This is a genomic window from Streptomyces sp. NRRL B-24484 (assembly GCF_000717715.1).
In the GTDB taxonomy this organism is placed as follows: domain Bacteria; phylum Actinomycetota; class Actinomycetes; order Streptomycetales; family Streptomycetaceae; genus Kitasatospora.
The window spans coordinates 105,676-119,779 of sequence record NZ_JOAI01000023.1; the positions used below are offsets into that span (position 1 = coordinate 105,676).

15 protein-coding genes and 3 tRNA genes are annotated in these 14,104 nt (G+C 72.9%); 14 read left to right on the forward strand and 4 right to left on the reverse strand.

Features of this window, described 5'->3' with window-relative positions; genetic code table 11:
* Positions 1 to 37: 37 nt before the first annotated feature.
* From IE98_RS0121545 to IE98_RS0121585, 9 genes are all read left to right on the forward strand, one after another.
* Positions 38 to 2,218, forward strand: a complete 2,181-nt coding sequence (locus IE98_RS0121545) for a hypothetical protein (RefSeq protein ID WP_052390780.1) — start codon at positions 38 to 40, stop codon at positions 2,216 to 2,218.
* Positions 2,219 to 2,435: 217 nt separating this feature from the next.
* Entirely contained in the window at positions 2,436 to 2,633 is a 198-nt protein-coding gene (locus tag IE98_RS0121550) for a hypothetical protein (RefSeq protein ID WP_159401009.1), read from the forward strand.
* 20 nt (positions 2,634 to 2,653) lie between these two features.
* Entirely contained in the window at positions 2,654 to 2,869 is a 216-nt protein-coding gene (locus IE98_RS0121555) for a hypothetical protein (RefSeq protein WP_030271297.1), read from the forward strand.
* Entirely contained in the window at positions 2,866 to 3,144 is a 279-nt protein-coding gene (locus IE98_RS0121560; protein ID WP_030271299.1) for a hypothetical protein, read from the forward strand. Before IE98_RS0121555 ends, IE98_RS0121560 begins: the two co-directional genes overlap by 4 nt.
* Positions 3,145 to 3,155: 11 nt before the next feature.
* Positions 3,156 to 3,473, forward strand: coding sequence for a hypothetical protein (locus tag IE98_RS0121565; RefSeq protein ID WP_030271301.1), 318 nt, complete (start codon positions 3,156 to 3,158; stop codon positions 3,471 to 3,473).
* Between the two features lie 9 nt (positions 3,474 to 3,482).
* The gene (locus tag IE98_RS0121570) at positions 3,483 to 4,625 is read left to right on the forward strand and encodes a bifunctional DNA primase/polymerase (protein ID WP_420706209.1); all 1,143 of its coding nucleotides are present in this window, start codon (positions 3,483 to 3,485) and stop codon (positions 4,623 to 4,625) included.
* A 114-nt stretch (positions 4,626 to 4,739) separates the two neighbouring features.
* Positions 4,740 to 6,314 (forward strand): YfjI family protein, encoded by a 1,575-nt coding sequence (locus IE98_RS0121575; RefSeq protein WP_078661197.1) that lies wholly within the window; start codon positions 4,740 to 4,742, stop codon positions 6,312 to 6,314.
* 322 nt (positions 6,315 to 6,636) lie between these two features.
* Positions 6,637 to 6,825: a helix-turn-helix domain-containing protein gene (locus tag IE98_RS0121580; RefSeq protein WP_030271306.1), complete on the forward strand. Its 189-nt coding sequence runs from the start codon at positions 6,637 to 6,639 to the stop codon at positions 6,823 to 6,825.
* The gene (locus tag IE98_RS0121585) at positions 6,825 to 8,030 is read left to right on the forward strand and encodes a site-specific integrase (RefSeq protein WP_030271309.1); all 1,206 of its coding nucleotides are present in this window, start codon (positions 6,825 to 6,827) and stop codon (positions 8,028 to 8,030) included. Before IE98_RS0121580 ends, IE98_RS0121585 begins: the two co-directional genes overlap by 1 nt.
* 86 nt (positions 8,031 to 8,116) lie before the next feature.
* On the opposite strand, the gene IE98_RS0121590 is transcribed toward IE98_RS0121585, so the two are convergent.
* From IE98_RS0121590 to IE98_RS0121605, 4 genes are all read right to left on the reverse strand, one after another.
* Positions 8,117 to 8,190: transfer RNA gene (locus IE98_RS0121590), tRNA-Phe, on the reverse strand.
* 27 nt (positions 8,191 to 8,217) lie between these two features.
* Positions 8,218 to 8,291, reverse strand: a tRNA-Asp gene (locus IE98_RS0121595).
* Between the two features lie 55 nt (positions 8,292 to 8,346).
* Positions 8,347 to 8,419, reverse strand: a tRNA-Glu gene (locus tag IE98_RS0121600).
* A 116-nt stretch (positions 8,420 to 8,535) separates the two neighbouring features.
* Entirely contained in the window at positions 8,536 to 8,877 is a 342-nt protein-coding gene (locus tag IE98_RS0121605) for a metallopeptidase family protein (RefSeq protein WP_030271311.1), read from the reverse strand.
* 136 nt (positions 8,878 to 9,013) lie between these two features.
* Here IE98_RS0121605 and IE98_RS0121610 point away from each other — a divergent pair, with 136 nt between their 5' ends.
* From IE98_RS0121610 to IE98_RS0121635, 5 genes are all read left to right on the forward strand, one after another.
* Positions 9,014 to 9,421 (forward strand): fluoride efflux transporter FluC, encoded by a 408-nt coding sequence (locus IE98_RS0121610; RefSeq protein WP_052390781.1) that lies wholly within the window; start codon positions 9,014 to 9,016, stop codon positions 9,419 to 9,421.
* Positions 9,422 to 9,479: 58 nt separating this feature from the next.
* Positions 9,480 to 9,878, forward strand: coding sequence for a DUF190 domain-containing protein (locus IE98_RS0121615; RefSeq protein WP_030271314.1), 399 nt, complete (start codon positions 9,480 to 9,482; stop codon positions 9,876 to 9,878).
* Positions 9,875 to 10,249, forward strand: coding sequence for a fluoride efflux transporter CrcB (crcB, locus tag IE98_RS0121620; RefSeq protein WP_030271316.1), 375 nt, complete (start codon positions 9,875 to 9,877; stop codon positions 10,247 to 10,249). The genes IE98_RS0121615 and crcB overlap by 4 nt, the downstream gene beginning before the upstream one ends.
* A gap of 879 nt (positions 10,250 to 11,128) precedes the next feature.
* Positions 11,129 to 13,150, forward strand: coding sequence for a DEAD/DEAH box helicase (locus IE98_RS0121630; RefSeq protein WP_030271320.1), 2,022 nt, complete (start codon positions 11,129 to 11,131; stop codon positions 13,148 to 13,150).
* A gap of 143 nt (positions 13,151 to 13,293) precedes the next feature.
* Positions 13,294 to 14,103, forward strand: coding sequence for a TIGR02452 family protein (locus tag IE98_RS0121635; protein ID WP_030271322.1), 810 nt, complete (start codon positions 13,294 to 13,296; stop codon positions 14,101 to 14,103).
* Position 14,104 lies beyond the last annotated feature (1 nt).

Sequence of the window (14,104 nt, forward strand, 5' to 3'; positions counted from 1 at the left end):
CTACCCGCCACCGCCCCTGCTGCCGCCTGGAGCTGCCGTGAATCAGCCCGAGCACACCCTGAACCTCACCAACCTCCCCCAGCCCAAGACCCCCAAGCCCCGCACCACCAAGGGGAAGACGTCCCTGCTGCCGCCGCTGGACTGGGCCGCCACCCACGGCCCCGTCTCCGGCGCCGTCTCCGCCGCGACCGGCGCCGGCGCACTCGCGCTGCTCGGCGCCGCCACCCACATGCCCCCCGGCATCCCCCTCTACGTCGGCGCCGCGGGCGCGGTCGGGCACGGCATCGGCGTCAGCATCCGCCGCCGCCTCACCGGCCGCACCATGGCCGGCCGCGCCGCCTCGTGGCTGCTCGCCGGAGGCTGGACCACCTGGGCCATCTCCACCGGCCCGCTCTCGTGGGCCGCGGCCGGGACGCTGGCCGCGCTCGGTGTCGGGATCGGCGCTATGGCCTCCAACGCGGCGATCCGTGAGGAGGCTGTGGAGCTGGAGCGCATGAGCGACGAGGCCCGCACCGCCGCCGCCAAGATGAACGGGGAGCGCGAGAAGATCGCCCGGGAGTGGGCGGAGCGGATCCACCGCGTGACCGGGGTCCAGGTCGCGGTGTTCGCGGTCGAGTTCTGGAAGACCGGCGCCGGGTTCTCCCTCGCTGCCGAACTCCCCGGCGGCTCCGCCACCTGGGACCGCATCGCCTCCCAGGCCCGCGCGCTCGCCACCGACGCCCGGCTGCCGCTCGGCTGCACGGTGTGGGTCGAGGAGGGCGACCGTCAGGGCCGCATCGTCCTCGACATCGCCACCGTCAACGTCATGGCCCAGGACTTCCCCTATCCGGACGACTTCTCGGCTCTGTCCATCCTCACCGGCATCCCCTGGGGCCTGCTGCCCAACTCCGACGCCGCCACGGTGCTGCTGCGCGAGGCATGCGCGCTCGTCCTGGGCCCGCCCGGATCCGGCAAGTCCACGTTCATCGACGTCGTCCTCGCCGGGTTCGCCCGCTGCACCGACGTGCTCACCTTCGTCATCGACCTGAAGGCCGGCGCCGCCGGCATCCCCTGGGTCCGCCCCTGGCTGGAGGCCCGCGGGCTGAAGGCACCGAAGGCCGGGGTCGTCCCGGTGCCGCAGGACACCGAGCCCGGCATCGACTGGCTCGCCTCCACCCCGGACGAGGCACTGCGGCTGATGCAGGCCGTCCTGCGGATCAACGCCGCACGCCAGCACGGCTACCAGGATCTGTTGGACGCCCGGGACACCACTCTGCTGCCCGTGTCGGCGGACCTGCCGCAGATCGAGGTGGTCGTGGACGAGGGCGCCGAGCTGCTGTCCGCGGCGTCGTTCGGCGACCCGACGATGAAGGCCCTCCAGGAGGCCGTGAAGAAGGCCATGCGCACGACCCGCGCGATGGGGATCCGGTTCGTGCTCACGGCCGTGGACGGCAACGTGTCCGCGCTCGGGGACACCGCCGTCCGCAAGTTCTCCCCGGTCGGGGTCGCGCTGACCTCCGGGGAGTCGTCCGGGAACAACCTGCACAAGCTGTTCCCCAGCGCGAAGGTCGACACCCGCCAGCTCCGCGCGAAGGGCTGCGGCGTCATCGGCGCCGCCGGCGCGGACGGCTTCGCCCCCACCGGCTTCAAGGGCTGGAAGACCAGCCCGAGCCTGGTCCGCCAGGTCGTCCTCGCCACCAACGCCCGCCGCCCGGCCCTCGACTCCATCTCCGCATCAGCCGCGGGCGAGGACTACGCCCGCCGCTGGTCCCCCGAGCGCGCCGGATGGCTCTGGGAAGGCACCACCGCGACCCCGACCGCGCCGGCGCCCGCACCGACATCCGGGGGCGGGCTGAACCTCTCCGCCCTCCGCACCATGGCCGCCCCCGGCGACGGCGGCGACGCGGCCCGGGACGGACTGGCGGAGGTCATCGCCTTCCCCAACACCCGGCCCCAGGGCCTCAACCTCTCGTCCCTTCGCGAGGACACCCTGACGCCGACGCCGACGCCGACGCCGCAGCCGCACGCCGCCACGGCCGGGCCGGAGTGGCTGGCCGACGCGATCGACGCGATCGAGTCCGCCGGGCCGATGGGCCTGAAGGTCGCCACCGTCGCCGACATGGTCGACCGGAACCGCAAGACCGTCCGCGCCGCACTCCAGGACGCCGCCGAGCGCGGCGAACTGGTCTACCGCGAGAACGGCCCGCAGTCCGTGTTCCTCCACCCCGACCATGCTTGACCATCCATCACTCTCCGCTACTGGCTACTGGTTACTGGCACCGCCCCAGTAGCCAGTAGAGCGGTCCCGTGGACCCAGAATCGGGTTCTGTCCTGCGGATTACCCACTACCCAGTAGCCAGTAGCCACCCCAGTACGACCATGCACAGCAACCAGCAGGGCCCCGCCCAGCACGCCCCGGGCGGGGCCCTGCGGCTGCCCGAAACCGGCTCGAAGGGATGCCCACTGTGATCGTCTCCGTCAGCCTCACCGTCCTGTTCACCGTCCTCGCCCTGGTCCTGATCTGGAGCCGCCGGGTCGGCGCGTTCGCCGGCACCGTGCTGTTCCTCGCCGGGTTCACCCTCGCCTCGACCGGCATCGCCGGGCCCGTGAACGCCTTCCTCGCCGCGATCGCCGCCGCCGTCACCAGCCGCTGACCCGAACGGAGCCCAGTGCCGTGCAGCCCACCGTGCCCGGGATCCGGCCGCTCGCCGCCGTCCACCTGCGCGAGGCCCTCACCGCCACCGCCAACGGTGACCCGACCCTCGCGCTCGCCGCCCTCATGCACATCGACAACGAGTCCTGGCAGGGCATCCACCACCGCCTCGCCGTGCTCGGTACCGACCTGCTCGACGTCCTCGCCCACACCGCAGCAACGGGAGGCACCCAGTGAGCACCACCAGCGACCTCATCACCGCCGCCGTCCTCTTCGGCCCCGGCGCCCTGCTCTCCATCCCCGTCATCGCCTCCCAGCGTGGCGCCCGCGCCGACTCCGAGCGCGTGCAGGCCGTCCTCGCCCTCTCCGCCTACGAGCGCGCCGCCGCCCTCGCCGAGACCGAGCAGGACGCCCCCGCACCGCCGGACGGCGGCGAGCCCATCACCCCCGTGACCGAGCCCGCCCAGCGGCTCGCCACTGTCATCGACTTCCCCGCCCGCCACGCCGCCTGAAAGAGGATCACGTGGACCACGACGAGTACTACGAGGACCCCGACGGCTGGTACGACGCGAGCGAGCCGTACGACCCGGCCGAGGAGAAGGCCGCCGAGATCGCCCTCGACCTCGCCGACGAGGCCCGCTGGGCCGCCGAGGAAGCCGCCAACCCGCAGCCCGGACACACCGAGATGTGCGAGGGCTGCCACGGCACCGGCGGCGGCTACGAGGACGAAGCCTGGGACGACGAGGCCCAGGACTACGTCCCCATCGACTACGAGGACTGCCCCGAGTGCGGCGGCTGCGGCTACTACGACTGCGACGCCACCTGCGACAACGCCGGATAGGCGCCGGCCGTGGCCGCCCTCGACTGGCGAGACGCCCGGCACTACGACCGCACCACCGACAAGCCCTGCCGCTGGTGCGGCCTGCCCACCCCACTCCGCGACGACCAGCGTAGACCCGCACACAAGGTCTGCGCTGAGCAGCAGCAGAACACCGACACCAGCACCCCGCCCGCCGCTGCCGTCCCGGTCGCGGAAGGCGGAGTGCTGCCCCAACTCGACAGACAGGAGAAGTCATTGGCCCATTGGGACCATGCGCTGGCCGCCGCGCACTTCGCCGCCGAGCGCGGCATGCGGGTCTTCCCCATCACCCGTATGAAGAAGCCCGCGATCCCCAGCCCGCACCCGCCCGGCCACGAGCGCGACGAATGCCGCGCCGCATGCGGCCGGTTCGGTCACGGCGTCCACGACGCCACCACCGACCACGCCCGGATCGACGCCATGTTCCGCGCCGCCCCGTGGGCGACCGGGTACGGGATCGCCTGTGGCCGGGCGCCGCATCACCTGATCGGCCTCGACCTCGACCGCAAGAACGGCCTCGACGGCGTCGCCGAACTCGCCCGCCTTGCCGCCGAACACGGCTTCACCGTCCCGGCCACCGCAACCGTCTCCACCCCGACCGGTGGGCTGCACCTGTGGCTCACCGCCCCTCCCGACGCCGTGTTCCCGAACTCGGTTGGCGTCGTCGGCCCCGGGATCGACGTGCGCGGCCCGGGCGGCCTGCTGGTCGGCCCCGGATCGTATGGGGCAAGGGGCCGCTACGGCTTCGCCTCCGGAACCGACCCCAGCACCGTCGCACCGTGCCCGCCGGAGCTGCTGGCCCTGCTCACGCCGCCGCCCGCACCCGCCGCACCGGTCGTGGATCCGGCCGAGTTGCGGGACCGGGTCCGCCAGCAAGACGCCTACACCCGGGCCGTCCTCGACGGCGAGGCCGCGAAGGTCCGGGCCCAGTCCCACCCGGGGCGGGCGAAGCGGCTGTTCGCCTCCGCCGCGTCCGTCGGCCGCCTGGTCCACGCCGGCACCATCCCCGAAGCCCTCGCCCTCGACACCCTCCTCGACGCAGGCATGGCCACCGGCCTCACGCGCTCCGAGTGCGAGCGCACCATCACCCGCGGCCTCGCCCGAGGCGCAGGCACCCTCCGATCTGCCGCCTGACCGCACGTCCTGGGCCAAGGCGCGGGGGCGGAGAAAGCTGCTTTCTCCGCCCCCGCCCCTTCCGGCCCGCACCTGCCCAACCCACCCCGTGTGAGAGGACTTCTGCCCGTGTCCATGCCCACCACCGTCGCTGACGGTCCGTTCGGCAACGTCACATCCCTGTTCCCGGACGGCTGGGAGCAGGCCATGGAGCCGCCCCCGGCTGCCGGAGAGGCGTGGGACGCCCCGGTGGACCTTGGGGAGTCCCGCACCCGGCCGCTCTTCCCGGTCGACACACTCCCCGGGTGGATCGGCGGCATGGTCGCCGCGGTCGCGGAGGAGACCCAGACCCCCGCCGACCTCGCTGGATGCCTGGCGCTCGCAGTCGTTGCGGCCGCCGCCGGCGGCAAGGCGACAGTCCGCATCCGGGGCCGGTGGACCGAGCCGGTGAACATCTACACCGTCGTCGCCCTCGACCCGGGCAACCGCAAGAGCGCCGTGTTCGACCTGATGACCAAGCCCCTGCTGACCGTGGAAGAGTCCCTGGTCGAGATCAGCAAGATCCGCATCACCGAGGCCGAGACCGCGCTCAAGCTGGCCAAGGCCACCGCCGACAAGGCCGCCCATCGAGCCACCAACGCCGAGCCCGACCAGCGCGAGGCCCTCACCCGCGAGGCCATCGCTCTCGCCCAGCAGGCCGCGGCCATCACTGTGCCCTGTGAGACCCAACTCATCGCCGACAACGCCACCCAGGAGTCCTTGGCCACGCTCCTCGCGGACCAGGGCGGCCGGATCGCCATCATGAGCCCCGAAGGCGGGATCTTCGACATCATCGCTGGCCTGTACTCCGGCAGCGCGAACATGGAGATTTTCCTCAAGGGCCACGCCGGAGACATGGTCCGCGTCAACCGCCAGGGACGCCCCTCCCAGCACGTCCAGCGCCCCGCCGTCACCATGGGCCTCGCCATCCAGCCCGAGGTCCTGGACGCCATCGCCAACGTCAAGGGCGCCGACGGACGCGGGCTGCTCGCCCGCTACCTCTACTCGGTCCCCGAGTCCCTGGTCGGCAGCCGCACCGTCGAACCCGAGCCGCTCCCCGACCACGTCGCCGACAACTACTCCGCCCGCCTCGCGGCCCTCGCCATGGCCCTTGTCGACCGCGACGAGCCCGCCGTCCTCACCCTCACCCCCGAGGCCAACGCGGTGATGCTCGCCTACCAGAAGGTCACCGAGGCCCGTCTCGGCAAGGGCGGCGCCCTGCGGTCGATCCTCAAGTGGGCCAGTAAGCGCGACGGAGCTGTCGCCCGCCTCGCCGGCCTGCTCCACCTCGCCGAACACCCCACCGACGGCTGGGACCGCCCGATCGAGGCCGGCACCCTCGCCGCCGCCACCCGGCTCGGCGACTACTTCACCGCCCACGCCCTGCACGTCTTCGACGCCATGGGCGCCGACCCCGGCCGCGACGCCGCCCGCACTCTCCTGGACCACCTGCGCGCCAACCCCATGCCCGCGTTCACCAAGCGGGACCTGTTCCGCGCCGTCCCCCGGGCCGACTTCCGCACCATCTCCGACCTCGGCCCCGCCCTGGACCTCCTGGAGGAACACGGCTGGCTCCGGCAGCAGACCCCGCCGCCCCGCTCCGCCCGGGGCGGCCGGCCGCCGTCCCCGCGCTACCACCTCCACCCCGCCCTCACGCGTTACCAGGGCTGAACCACCCGCATGAAGCCCCGGGGTGCTGACAGAACCCCGAAAACCACCACTGCACGCCACTGACCTGCGAGAACACCGCCGATCCCGGCTTTGACAAAACCTCCGAAAACTCTGACAGAACCTCCCCCGCTGGGGTTCTGTCACAGCCTCGCCCGCTGTGACAGAACCCCGCCCACCGAGGTTCTGTCGAGGTTTTTACCGGTTTTGTCAGAGCCGCGATCAAGAACAAACCGGCAGGTCAGAGGCACAGTCGCGAGGTTTAGAGAGTTCTGTCAGCCCCAGGCCCTCCCACCCGAGCACACCGCCGCAGGAGGACCCACCGATGACCACCGCCACGCCCGAGGCCCTGACCGTGCCCGAGGTCATGGCCGCGCTCCGCCTGAGCCGCAGCAAGGTCTACGACCTGATCCGCTCGAACACCCTGACCAGCTTCACCATCGGCCGCTGCCGCCGTGTGGCAGCCGACGACCTCACCACCTACATCCGCAACCAGACCAGGAGCAACGCCTGATGGCCAAGCGCGCCAACGGAGACGGCAGCATCACCTACCTGAAGAGCAAGGGCCTCTACCAGGGCCGGGTCTATGTGACCACGACCTCCGGCGTCCCCAAGCGGGTCGCCGTCTACGGCAAGACGCGAGAGGAGGTCCGCGAGAAGATGACCGCACTTCAGGCCCAGGACAACCAGGGGATCCCGACGCCGGACACCAACGTGAAGATGGCGGACTACCTGGCGTACTGGCTGGCCGCCGTCGTCAAGGTCAACCGCCGCCCCAAGACGTACCAGGGGTACGAGAGCGTGGTCCGGGTCCACCTGATCCCCGGCCTGGGAAACCGGAAGCTGAGGACCCTCCGAGCCACCGATGTGCGGACCTGGCTCGCCCGGGTAGCCACCACCTGCCAGTGCTGCGCGAACGGGTGGGACAAGGCCCGCAAGGAGCCGACGTGCTGCGCGGCGGGGGAGTGCTGCAACACTCGGCTCTCCCGTCGGATGGTGCAGTCGATCCACGCCGTCTTGCGGAACGCGATCGAGAACGCCGTCCGCGAGGAGCTGATCCTGCGGAACGTCGCCAAGCTGGTCCAGGTGCCGACGCCCGACTACGGCACCGGGAAGGGCCTCACGGTCCCGCAGGCGCGGCTCCTGCTGAAGGCAGCGAGCGCGGACCGGTTTCACGCGCTATACGTACTGGCGCTGGCTATGGGGATGCGGCGCGGTGAGCTGCTCGGGCTCCACTGGTCGGCGATCGACCTGGAGCGCGGGACGCTGATCGTGTCGAGCAACCTCCAGCGCGTGGACGGGGCCCTTCAGCTCGGGCCGACCAAGACGGCTTCCTCGCTCCGGACGCTGCCCCTCCCGCCGCTGGTAGCGGCGGCCCTCCGGGAGCACCAGGAGCGGCAGGCCCAGGAGCGCGCGACGGCCGGCGACCGGTGGAAGGACACCGGGCTCGTGTTCACCAGCCGGGTGGGCACCGCGATCGAGCCGGACAACCTGCGGCGGAGCTGGTACCCGCTCCGTGATCGGCTCGGCCTAACGCTCCGGTTCCACGACCTCCGGCACACGTGCGTGACGCTGCTGCTCGACCTCGGGGTGCCACCACACATCGTCCGGCAGATCGCCGGGCACAGCGACATCGGCGTGACGATGAAGGTCTACGCCCACGCCTCGCTGGACGAACAGCGGAAGGCGCTCGGATCGCTCAGCGAGCGGCTTGCCTGAGCCGTTGGCATACCGGTTGGCATACCGGGCATGAAAAAGCCCCCGATGAGTGATCTCATCGGGGGCTTTTTGCTGCTCAAACGCTGTGGCCAGGGCCGGGGTCGAACCGGCGACCTTCCGCTTTTCAGGCGGACGCTCGTACCAACTGAGCTACCTGGCCGTACTGCATCGTCTCTTGCGAGACGGGCGATCCCGACGGGACTTGAACCCGCGACCTCCACCTTGACAGGGTGGCGAGCTAACCAACTGCTCCACGGGACCTGGTGCGGAGAATCCGCTCAGGCCTTGCGGCACTGCACTGTACTACGGTAACGCGTGCCCCCAACGGGATTCGAACCCGTGCTACCGCCTTGAAAGGGCGGCGTCCTGGGCCACTAGACGATGAGGGCTTGCGGCCCCCCTCTGCTGTTATCCAGCGTTCGGGGACGTCGAGAAGCATATGGGATGCCGGGCGGGAACACCAAAACGGTTTCCGGCCGCGCTGTCGGGTGTCGCGATCCGGGTGTCAGGACCAGCCCAGCTCGTGGAGCTCGTGGTCGTCGAAGCCGAAGTGGTGGGCGACCTCGTGGATCACCGTCGTCCGGACCTCGTCGGTGATCTGCTCGTGCGTCTCGCAGTACCGCAGGGTCGGGCCCATGTAGATGATGATCCGGTCCGGCAGCACCCCGGCGTACCACTCGCCGCGCTCGGTGAGCGGGGTGCCCTCGTACAGGCCGAGGAGGTCGGGGGAGGCGGGATCCGGCTCGTCCTCGACGAAGATCGCGACGTTGTCCATCATCGCCGCGAGCTTCGGGGGGATCTGGTCGAGGGCATCGGCGACCAGCGTCTCGAACTCGTCCCGGGTCATCTCCACCGCCTCATTGTCGGGTGTGCGGTGACGGTGTGCCAGGTGATCCACGCGGGTGATTCACTGGAGTGTGCGCTCGGACCGGACAAACGGGGTCGCGGCGCCGCCGCGGACCGCCGCCGGCGGACGTCCGCCGGTGCTGCGCGGCCAGGGGCCGACCGTGGCCGTGGTGGCGCTCGGCGGCGCCCTCGGGGCGTCCGCCCGCTACGGCGCGGCCCTCGCCTGGCCGACCGGTCCCGACGCCTTCCCGTGGACGACGCTGCTCGTCAACACCCTCGGCTGCGCGGTGATCGGGGTCTTCCTGGTGCTGGTCACCGAGGTGTGGGCGCCGCACCCGCTGCTCCGGCCGTTCTTCGGCACGGGTGTGCTGGGCGGGTTCACGACCTTCTCGACGGCCACGGTCGAGGTCCAGCGCCTGGTCGACCACGGCGCGCCCGCCCGTGGCCTGGCCTACCTGGCCGCCACGGTGCTGGCCGCGCTGACCTCGGTCTGGATCGCGGCCGGCCTGACCCGGCGGCTGCTCGGCCGGCGCGTCGTCGGATGACCGCGGAGCGCGCCGCCCGCCCGGGCCGCCACGACCACCAGGACCACAGGAGGACGGGATGAGCCGACTCGGGGGAACGGCCCTGCGCCTGACCGTGCTGGTCGGCGAGAGCCGGATGCACCGCTCCCGCCCGCTGTACACCGAGGTGGTGCACCGCGCGCACGCCGCCGGCCTGGCCGGGGCGAGCGTCTTCCGCGGCATCGAGGGCTTCGGCGCCTCCTCGGTGATCCACACCGCCCGGCTGCTCTCGCTCGGCGAGGACCTGCCGGTGGCGGTCGTGGTGGTGGACACCGCCGAGCGGATCCGGGCCTTCCTGCCCCGCCTGGAGGACCTCTCCGGGCTCGGCCCGGTGCTGCTGGAGGAGTGCGAGGTCGTCCGGTTCGGCCCGGCGGCGGACGGCGGGACCCCGGACGGCGACGACACCCCGGACGGCACCGGGCGGGAGGCCGGGCGGTGACCTGGCTGCTGGTGATCGCCGGTGCGGTGGTCGGCGCGCCGCTGCGCTACCTGACCGACCGGGCGGTCCAGACGCGACACGACTCGGTGTTCCCCTGGGGCACCTTCACGGTGAACGTCTCCGGCTGCCTGGTGCTCGGGCTGCTGACCGGCGCGGCGTCGCTCGGCGCGGTCGGCCGCGACGTCCAACTCCTGATCGGCACGGGCTTCTGCGGGGCGCTGACGACGTACTCCACGTTCTCGTACGAGACGCTGCGGCTGGCGCAGAGCGGCGCCCGGTTCATGGCGCTGGCGAACGTCGCGGGCAGCCTGACGGCCGGCCTCGGCGCGGCGTACGCGGGGACGGCGCTGGCGCACGCGTTCTGGGGCTGACGTCCGGACCGTCCCGGAGCCGCGGGGGCCCGCGGAGGTGCTGCGCGGCCCGAACGGGCGCACGGCCGTGTCCGGCGGGCCCCGCCGCGCGTTGGGCACCGGAGGGCGGTGGGCCCGGGTGGGCGGCGCGAGAGGTGGCTCGGGAGATGGCTGGGGTGACGGCCGCGGTGCGGCCGGGCGGGTCGAGGCGTCGGCGTGCGGTGGCGGGTGCCGCGCTGGCGGCACTGGCGGGGCTGGGGCTCAGCGGGTGCATGGCGGTCGGAGCGGGATCGGCCGAACTGCAGGGCAGCGACCGGAACTCCGGGCGGGGTGACCTGCCGGGCGACTCCGGCGCGCCCGGGTCCCGGGCGGCGGACGGCAGGCACGCCGCGCACGGCGGAGTGGTGCCGGCGGCGGTCGCGCGGCCGGGGGCGAAGCCCTCCGGTTCGGCGGCCGCGAGCAGCCGGCAGGGGCCCCCGGCCCCGGTCGAGCCGGCGCCCGCCCCCTCGGCGTCGCTGCCGGCCAACCGGAGCGTGGAGACCCCCGAGCCGCGGCCGACGGCCGGCCCCACCGGCAGCACCCCCTCGGCCACCCCCGTCCCGGAGCCGACCGGAAGCGGGCAGCCCACGCCCTCCGACCCCGGTCCGCTGCCCAGCCTGCCCGGTTCCTCGGGTTCCGGCGGGGGATCGGCCGACCATTAGCGGGCTGGCCAGCGCATTTGCCTCTGATCCCCAGGCTCCTCTATGGTGGTAGATCGTTCGTTTGATCCATTTGACTGGCGCCCTGATTCCCTTGAAACGGCGCCCTTGGCGCGTTCCGGCGATCCGTGGCTGACCGCATAGAGGCGGTTGTGAAACAGAACCCCGGACTTTGGCGCGTGCCACTTCCGGAAGGTTTTGCATGTCTCTCGTTGACGACGCCCGCTTCGCCATGCCCGCGAACGGTCTCGACGCCGCCGACACCACCGACACCGCCGAGCTGCTCGACTCGGTCGAGCCCGCCGAGGCGGACACCGACACCGACACCGACGCCGCGGTCTCCGAGCCCACCGTGACCTTCGGCGACCTGGGCCTGCCGGACGAGGTCGTCCGCGCCCTCGCCAAGCGGGACGTCACCACGCCGTTCCCGATCCAGGCCGCGACCATCCCGGACGCGCTGGCCGGCAAGGACGTGCTCGGCCGCGGCCGCACCGGCTCCGGCAAGACCCTGAGCTTCGGCCTGCCGCTGCTGACCCGCCTCGCCGGCGGCGAGCGCACCCGCGCCAAGCACCCCCGCGGCCTGATCCTGGTGCCGACCCGCGAGCTGGCCATGCAGGTCGCCGACGCCCTGGAGCCGTTCGGCTCGGTGCTCGGCCTGCGCCTCAAGGTGGTCTGCGGCGGCACCTCGATGTCCAACCAGATCTACGCCCTGGAGCGCGGCGTCGACGTCCTCGTCGCCACCCCGGGCCGCCTGCGCGACCTGATCAACCGCGGCTCGGCCGTGATGGACGATGTGCAGGTCGCCGTCCTCGACGAGGCCGACCAGATGGCCGACATGGGCTTCCTGCCCGAGGTCACCGAGATCCTCGACCTGGTGCCGGCCGGCGGCCAGCGACTGCTGTTCTCCGCCACGCTGGAGAACGAGATCGACACCCTGGTCAAGCGCTACCTGAACAACCCGGTCACCCACGAGGTCGACCCGTCCGCCGGCGCGGTCACCACCATGACCCACCACATCCTCGTGGTGAAGCCCAAGGACAAGGCGCCGATCACCAACGCGATCGCCGCCCGCAAGGGCCGCACCATCATCTTCGTCCGCACCCAGATGGGTGCCGACCGCGTCGCCGAGCAGCTGGTCGAGGCCGGCGTGAAGGCGGACGCGCTGCACGGCGGCATGACTCAGGGCGCCCGGACCCGCGTGCTCGGCGACTTCAAGGACGGCTACGTCAACGTGGTCGTCGCCACCGACGTCGCCGCCCGCGGCATCCACGTCGACGGCATCGACCTGGTGCTCAACGTCGACCCGGCCGGCGACCACAAGGACTACCTGCACCGCTCGGGCCGCACCGCCCGCGCCGGCCGCTCCGGCACCGTCGTCACCCTGGTGCTGCCGCACCAGCGCCGCACCGTCTTCCGCCTGATGGAGGACGCCGGCGTCGACGCCTCGCGCCACATCCTCGACCACGCCTTCGACGCCGAGGTCGCCAAGATCACCGGCGCCCGCTCGCTCGTCGAGGTGCAGGCCGAGTCGGCCGCCGGCATCGCCGGTGCCGCCGAGCGCGAGGTCGCCGACATGACCCGCCAGCTGGAGCGCGCGCAGCGCCGTGCCACCGAGCTCCGCGAGGAGGCCGACCGCCTCGCCACCCGTGCGGCGCGCGAGCGGGCCGCACTGGGCATCGAGGACGAGCCCGCGGCCGAGAGCGGCGAGGCCGCCGAGGGTGCGGAGGCCGTCGAGGCTCCCGCCGCCGAGGCCCCGGCCGCCCCGGTCGAGTCCGAGCGCGCGCCGTCGTACCGCGAGGCCCGCACCGAGCGCCCGGCGTTCTCCCGGGACCGCGACCGCGAGCGCCCCTCCTTCGGGCGTGACCGCGACCGTGACGACCGCGGTGGCCGTTCGTTCAACCGTGACGACCGTGGCGGCCGCTCCTTCGGCGACCGTGACCGTGGCGAGCGCGGCGGCTTCAACCGCGAGGACCGTGGCGGCTTCAACCGCGACGACCGCGGTGGCCGTTCGTTCAACCGTGACGACCGCGGTGGCCGCTCCTTCGGCGACCGTGACCGTGGCGACAGCAGCCGTCCGTTCGCCCGCCGCGACGACCACCGCTCCGGCGGCCGTCCGCAGGGCTTCGGCCGTGACGACCGCGGTGGCCGCTCCTTCGGCGACCGTGACCGTGGCGAGCGCGGCGGCTTCAACCGTGACGACCGCAAGCCGCGCTGGAAGAACTGACGCTCCGGCGTCCCCGGTACGGGCCCGCTCCACTTCGGTGGGGCGGGCCCGTCCGCGTTCCCGGGGCACCCAGGACGGGTGTTGTTCTCGAATTGAGAATAATCGGTGGCGGACGGCCCCGGACGGCGCGTAGCGTCGCCGTCATGAGTCGAATGCACCAGGTGGCGGTCGAGAACGAGGGGATCGCCGAGCGGGGGGCCTACCGGACGCGGAGCGGCGCGGTGGTGGAGATCGGGCCGGTGCTGGCCGCGGCCAGGGCGGGGACGGTCTCGTACGGGCCGGACGAGCCGCCCGGCCCCGGGGCGGGGCCCTTCACGGGGGCGGTCGAGGTCACCGCCGAGGGCAGCGTCCAGGCCGGCGAGCGGTTGGTGGCGGGCGGCGGCGAGCACGTCGCGGTGCTGAACTTCGCCTCGGCGCGCAATCCGGGCGGCGGCTACCTGCGCGGCGCCAAGGCGCAGGAGGAGGACCTCTGCCGCAGCGCGCTGCTCTACCGGTGCCTGCTGGAGGCCCCGGACTACTACGAGGCGCACCGGGCCTCCGCCGACCTGCGGTACAGCCACCGGGTGATCTGGTCGCCGCACGTGCCGGTGATCCGCGGGTCGGGCGGGCTGCTGGCGGAGCCCTACGCGCTGTCCTTCCTGACCTCGCCCGCACCGAACGCGGGCCAGCTGGCGCTGCGCTCCGGCGGCCGACCGGTGGACGTGGCCGGGGTGCTCGCCGAACGGGCCGTCCGGGTGCTCGCCGCGGCGGCCCGGCACGGCGTCCGCGAGCTGGTGCTCGGGGCCTGGGGCTGCGGGGTGTTCCGCAACGACCCGGCGGTGGTGGCGGACGCCTTCGCCGCGGCCCTGGAGAGCCACGGCGCGGCCTTCGACCGGGTGGTCTTCGCGGTCTGGGACCGTTCACCGGTGTCGGCGAACCGGGCGGCCTTCGAGGCCCGCTTCCCGGCGGTCTGAG

What these genes read in the sequence shown, in the direction of transcription:
- IE98_RS0121630 (WP_030271320.1), top strand. Translation starts at nt 11,129, where the DNA reads ATGTCTCTCGTTGACGACGCCCGCTTCGCCATGCCCGCGAACGGTCTC.
- IE98_RS0121580 (WP_030271306.1), top strand. Translation starts at nt 6,637, where the DNA reads ATGACCACCGCCACGCCCGAGGCCCTGACCGTGCCCGAGGTCATGGCC.
- IE98_RS0121605 (WP_030271311.1), bottom strand. Translation starts at nt 8,877, where the DNA reads ATGACCCGGGACGAGTTCGAGACGCTGGTCGCCGATGCCCTCGACCAG.
- IE98_RS0121635 (WP_030271322.1), top strand. Translation starts at nt 13,294, where the DNA reads ATGAGTCGAATGCACCAGGTGGCGGTCGAGAACGAGGGGATCGCCGAG.
- IE98_RS0121575 (WP_078661197.1), top strand. Translation starts at nt 4,740, where the DNA reads ATGCCCACCACCGTCGCTGACGGTCCGTTCGGCAACGTCACATCCCTG.
- IE98_RS0121615 (WP_030271314.1), top strand. Translation starts at nt 9,480, where the DNA reads ATGAGCCGACTCGGGGGAACGGCCCTGCGCCTGACCGTGCTGGTCGGC.
- IE98_RS0121550 (WP_159401009.1), top strand. Translation starts at nt 2,436, where the DNA reads ATGCCCACTGTGATCGTCTCCGTCAGCCTCACCGTCCTGTTCACCGTC.
- IE98_RS0121585 (WP_030271309.1), top strand. Translation starts at nt 6,825, where the DNA reads ATGGCCAAGCGCGCCAACGGAGACGGCAGCATCACCTACCTGAAGAGC.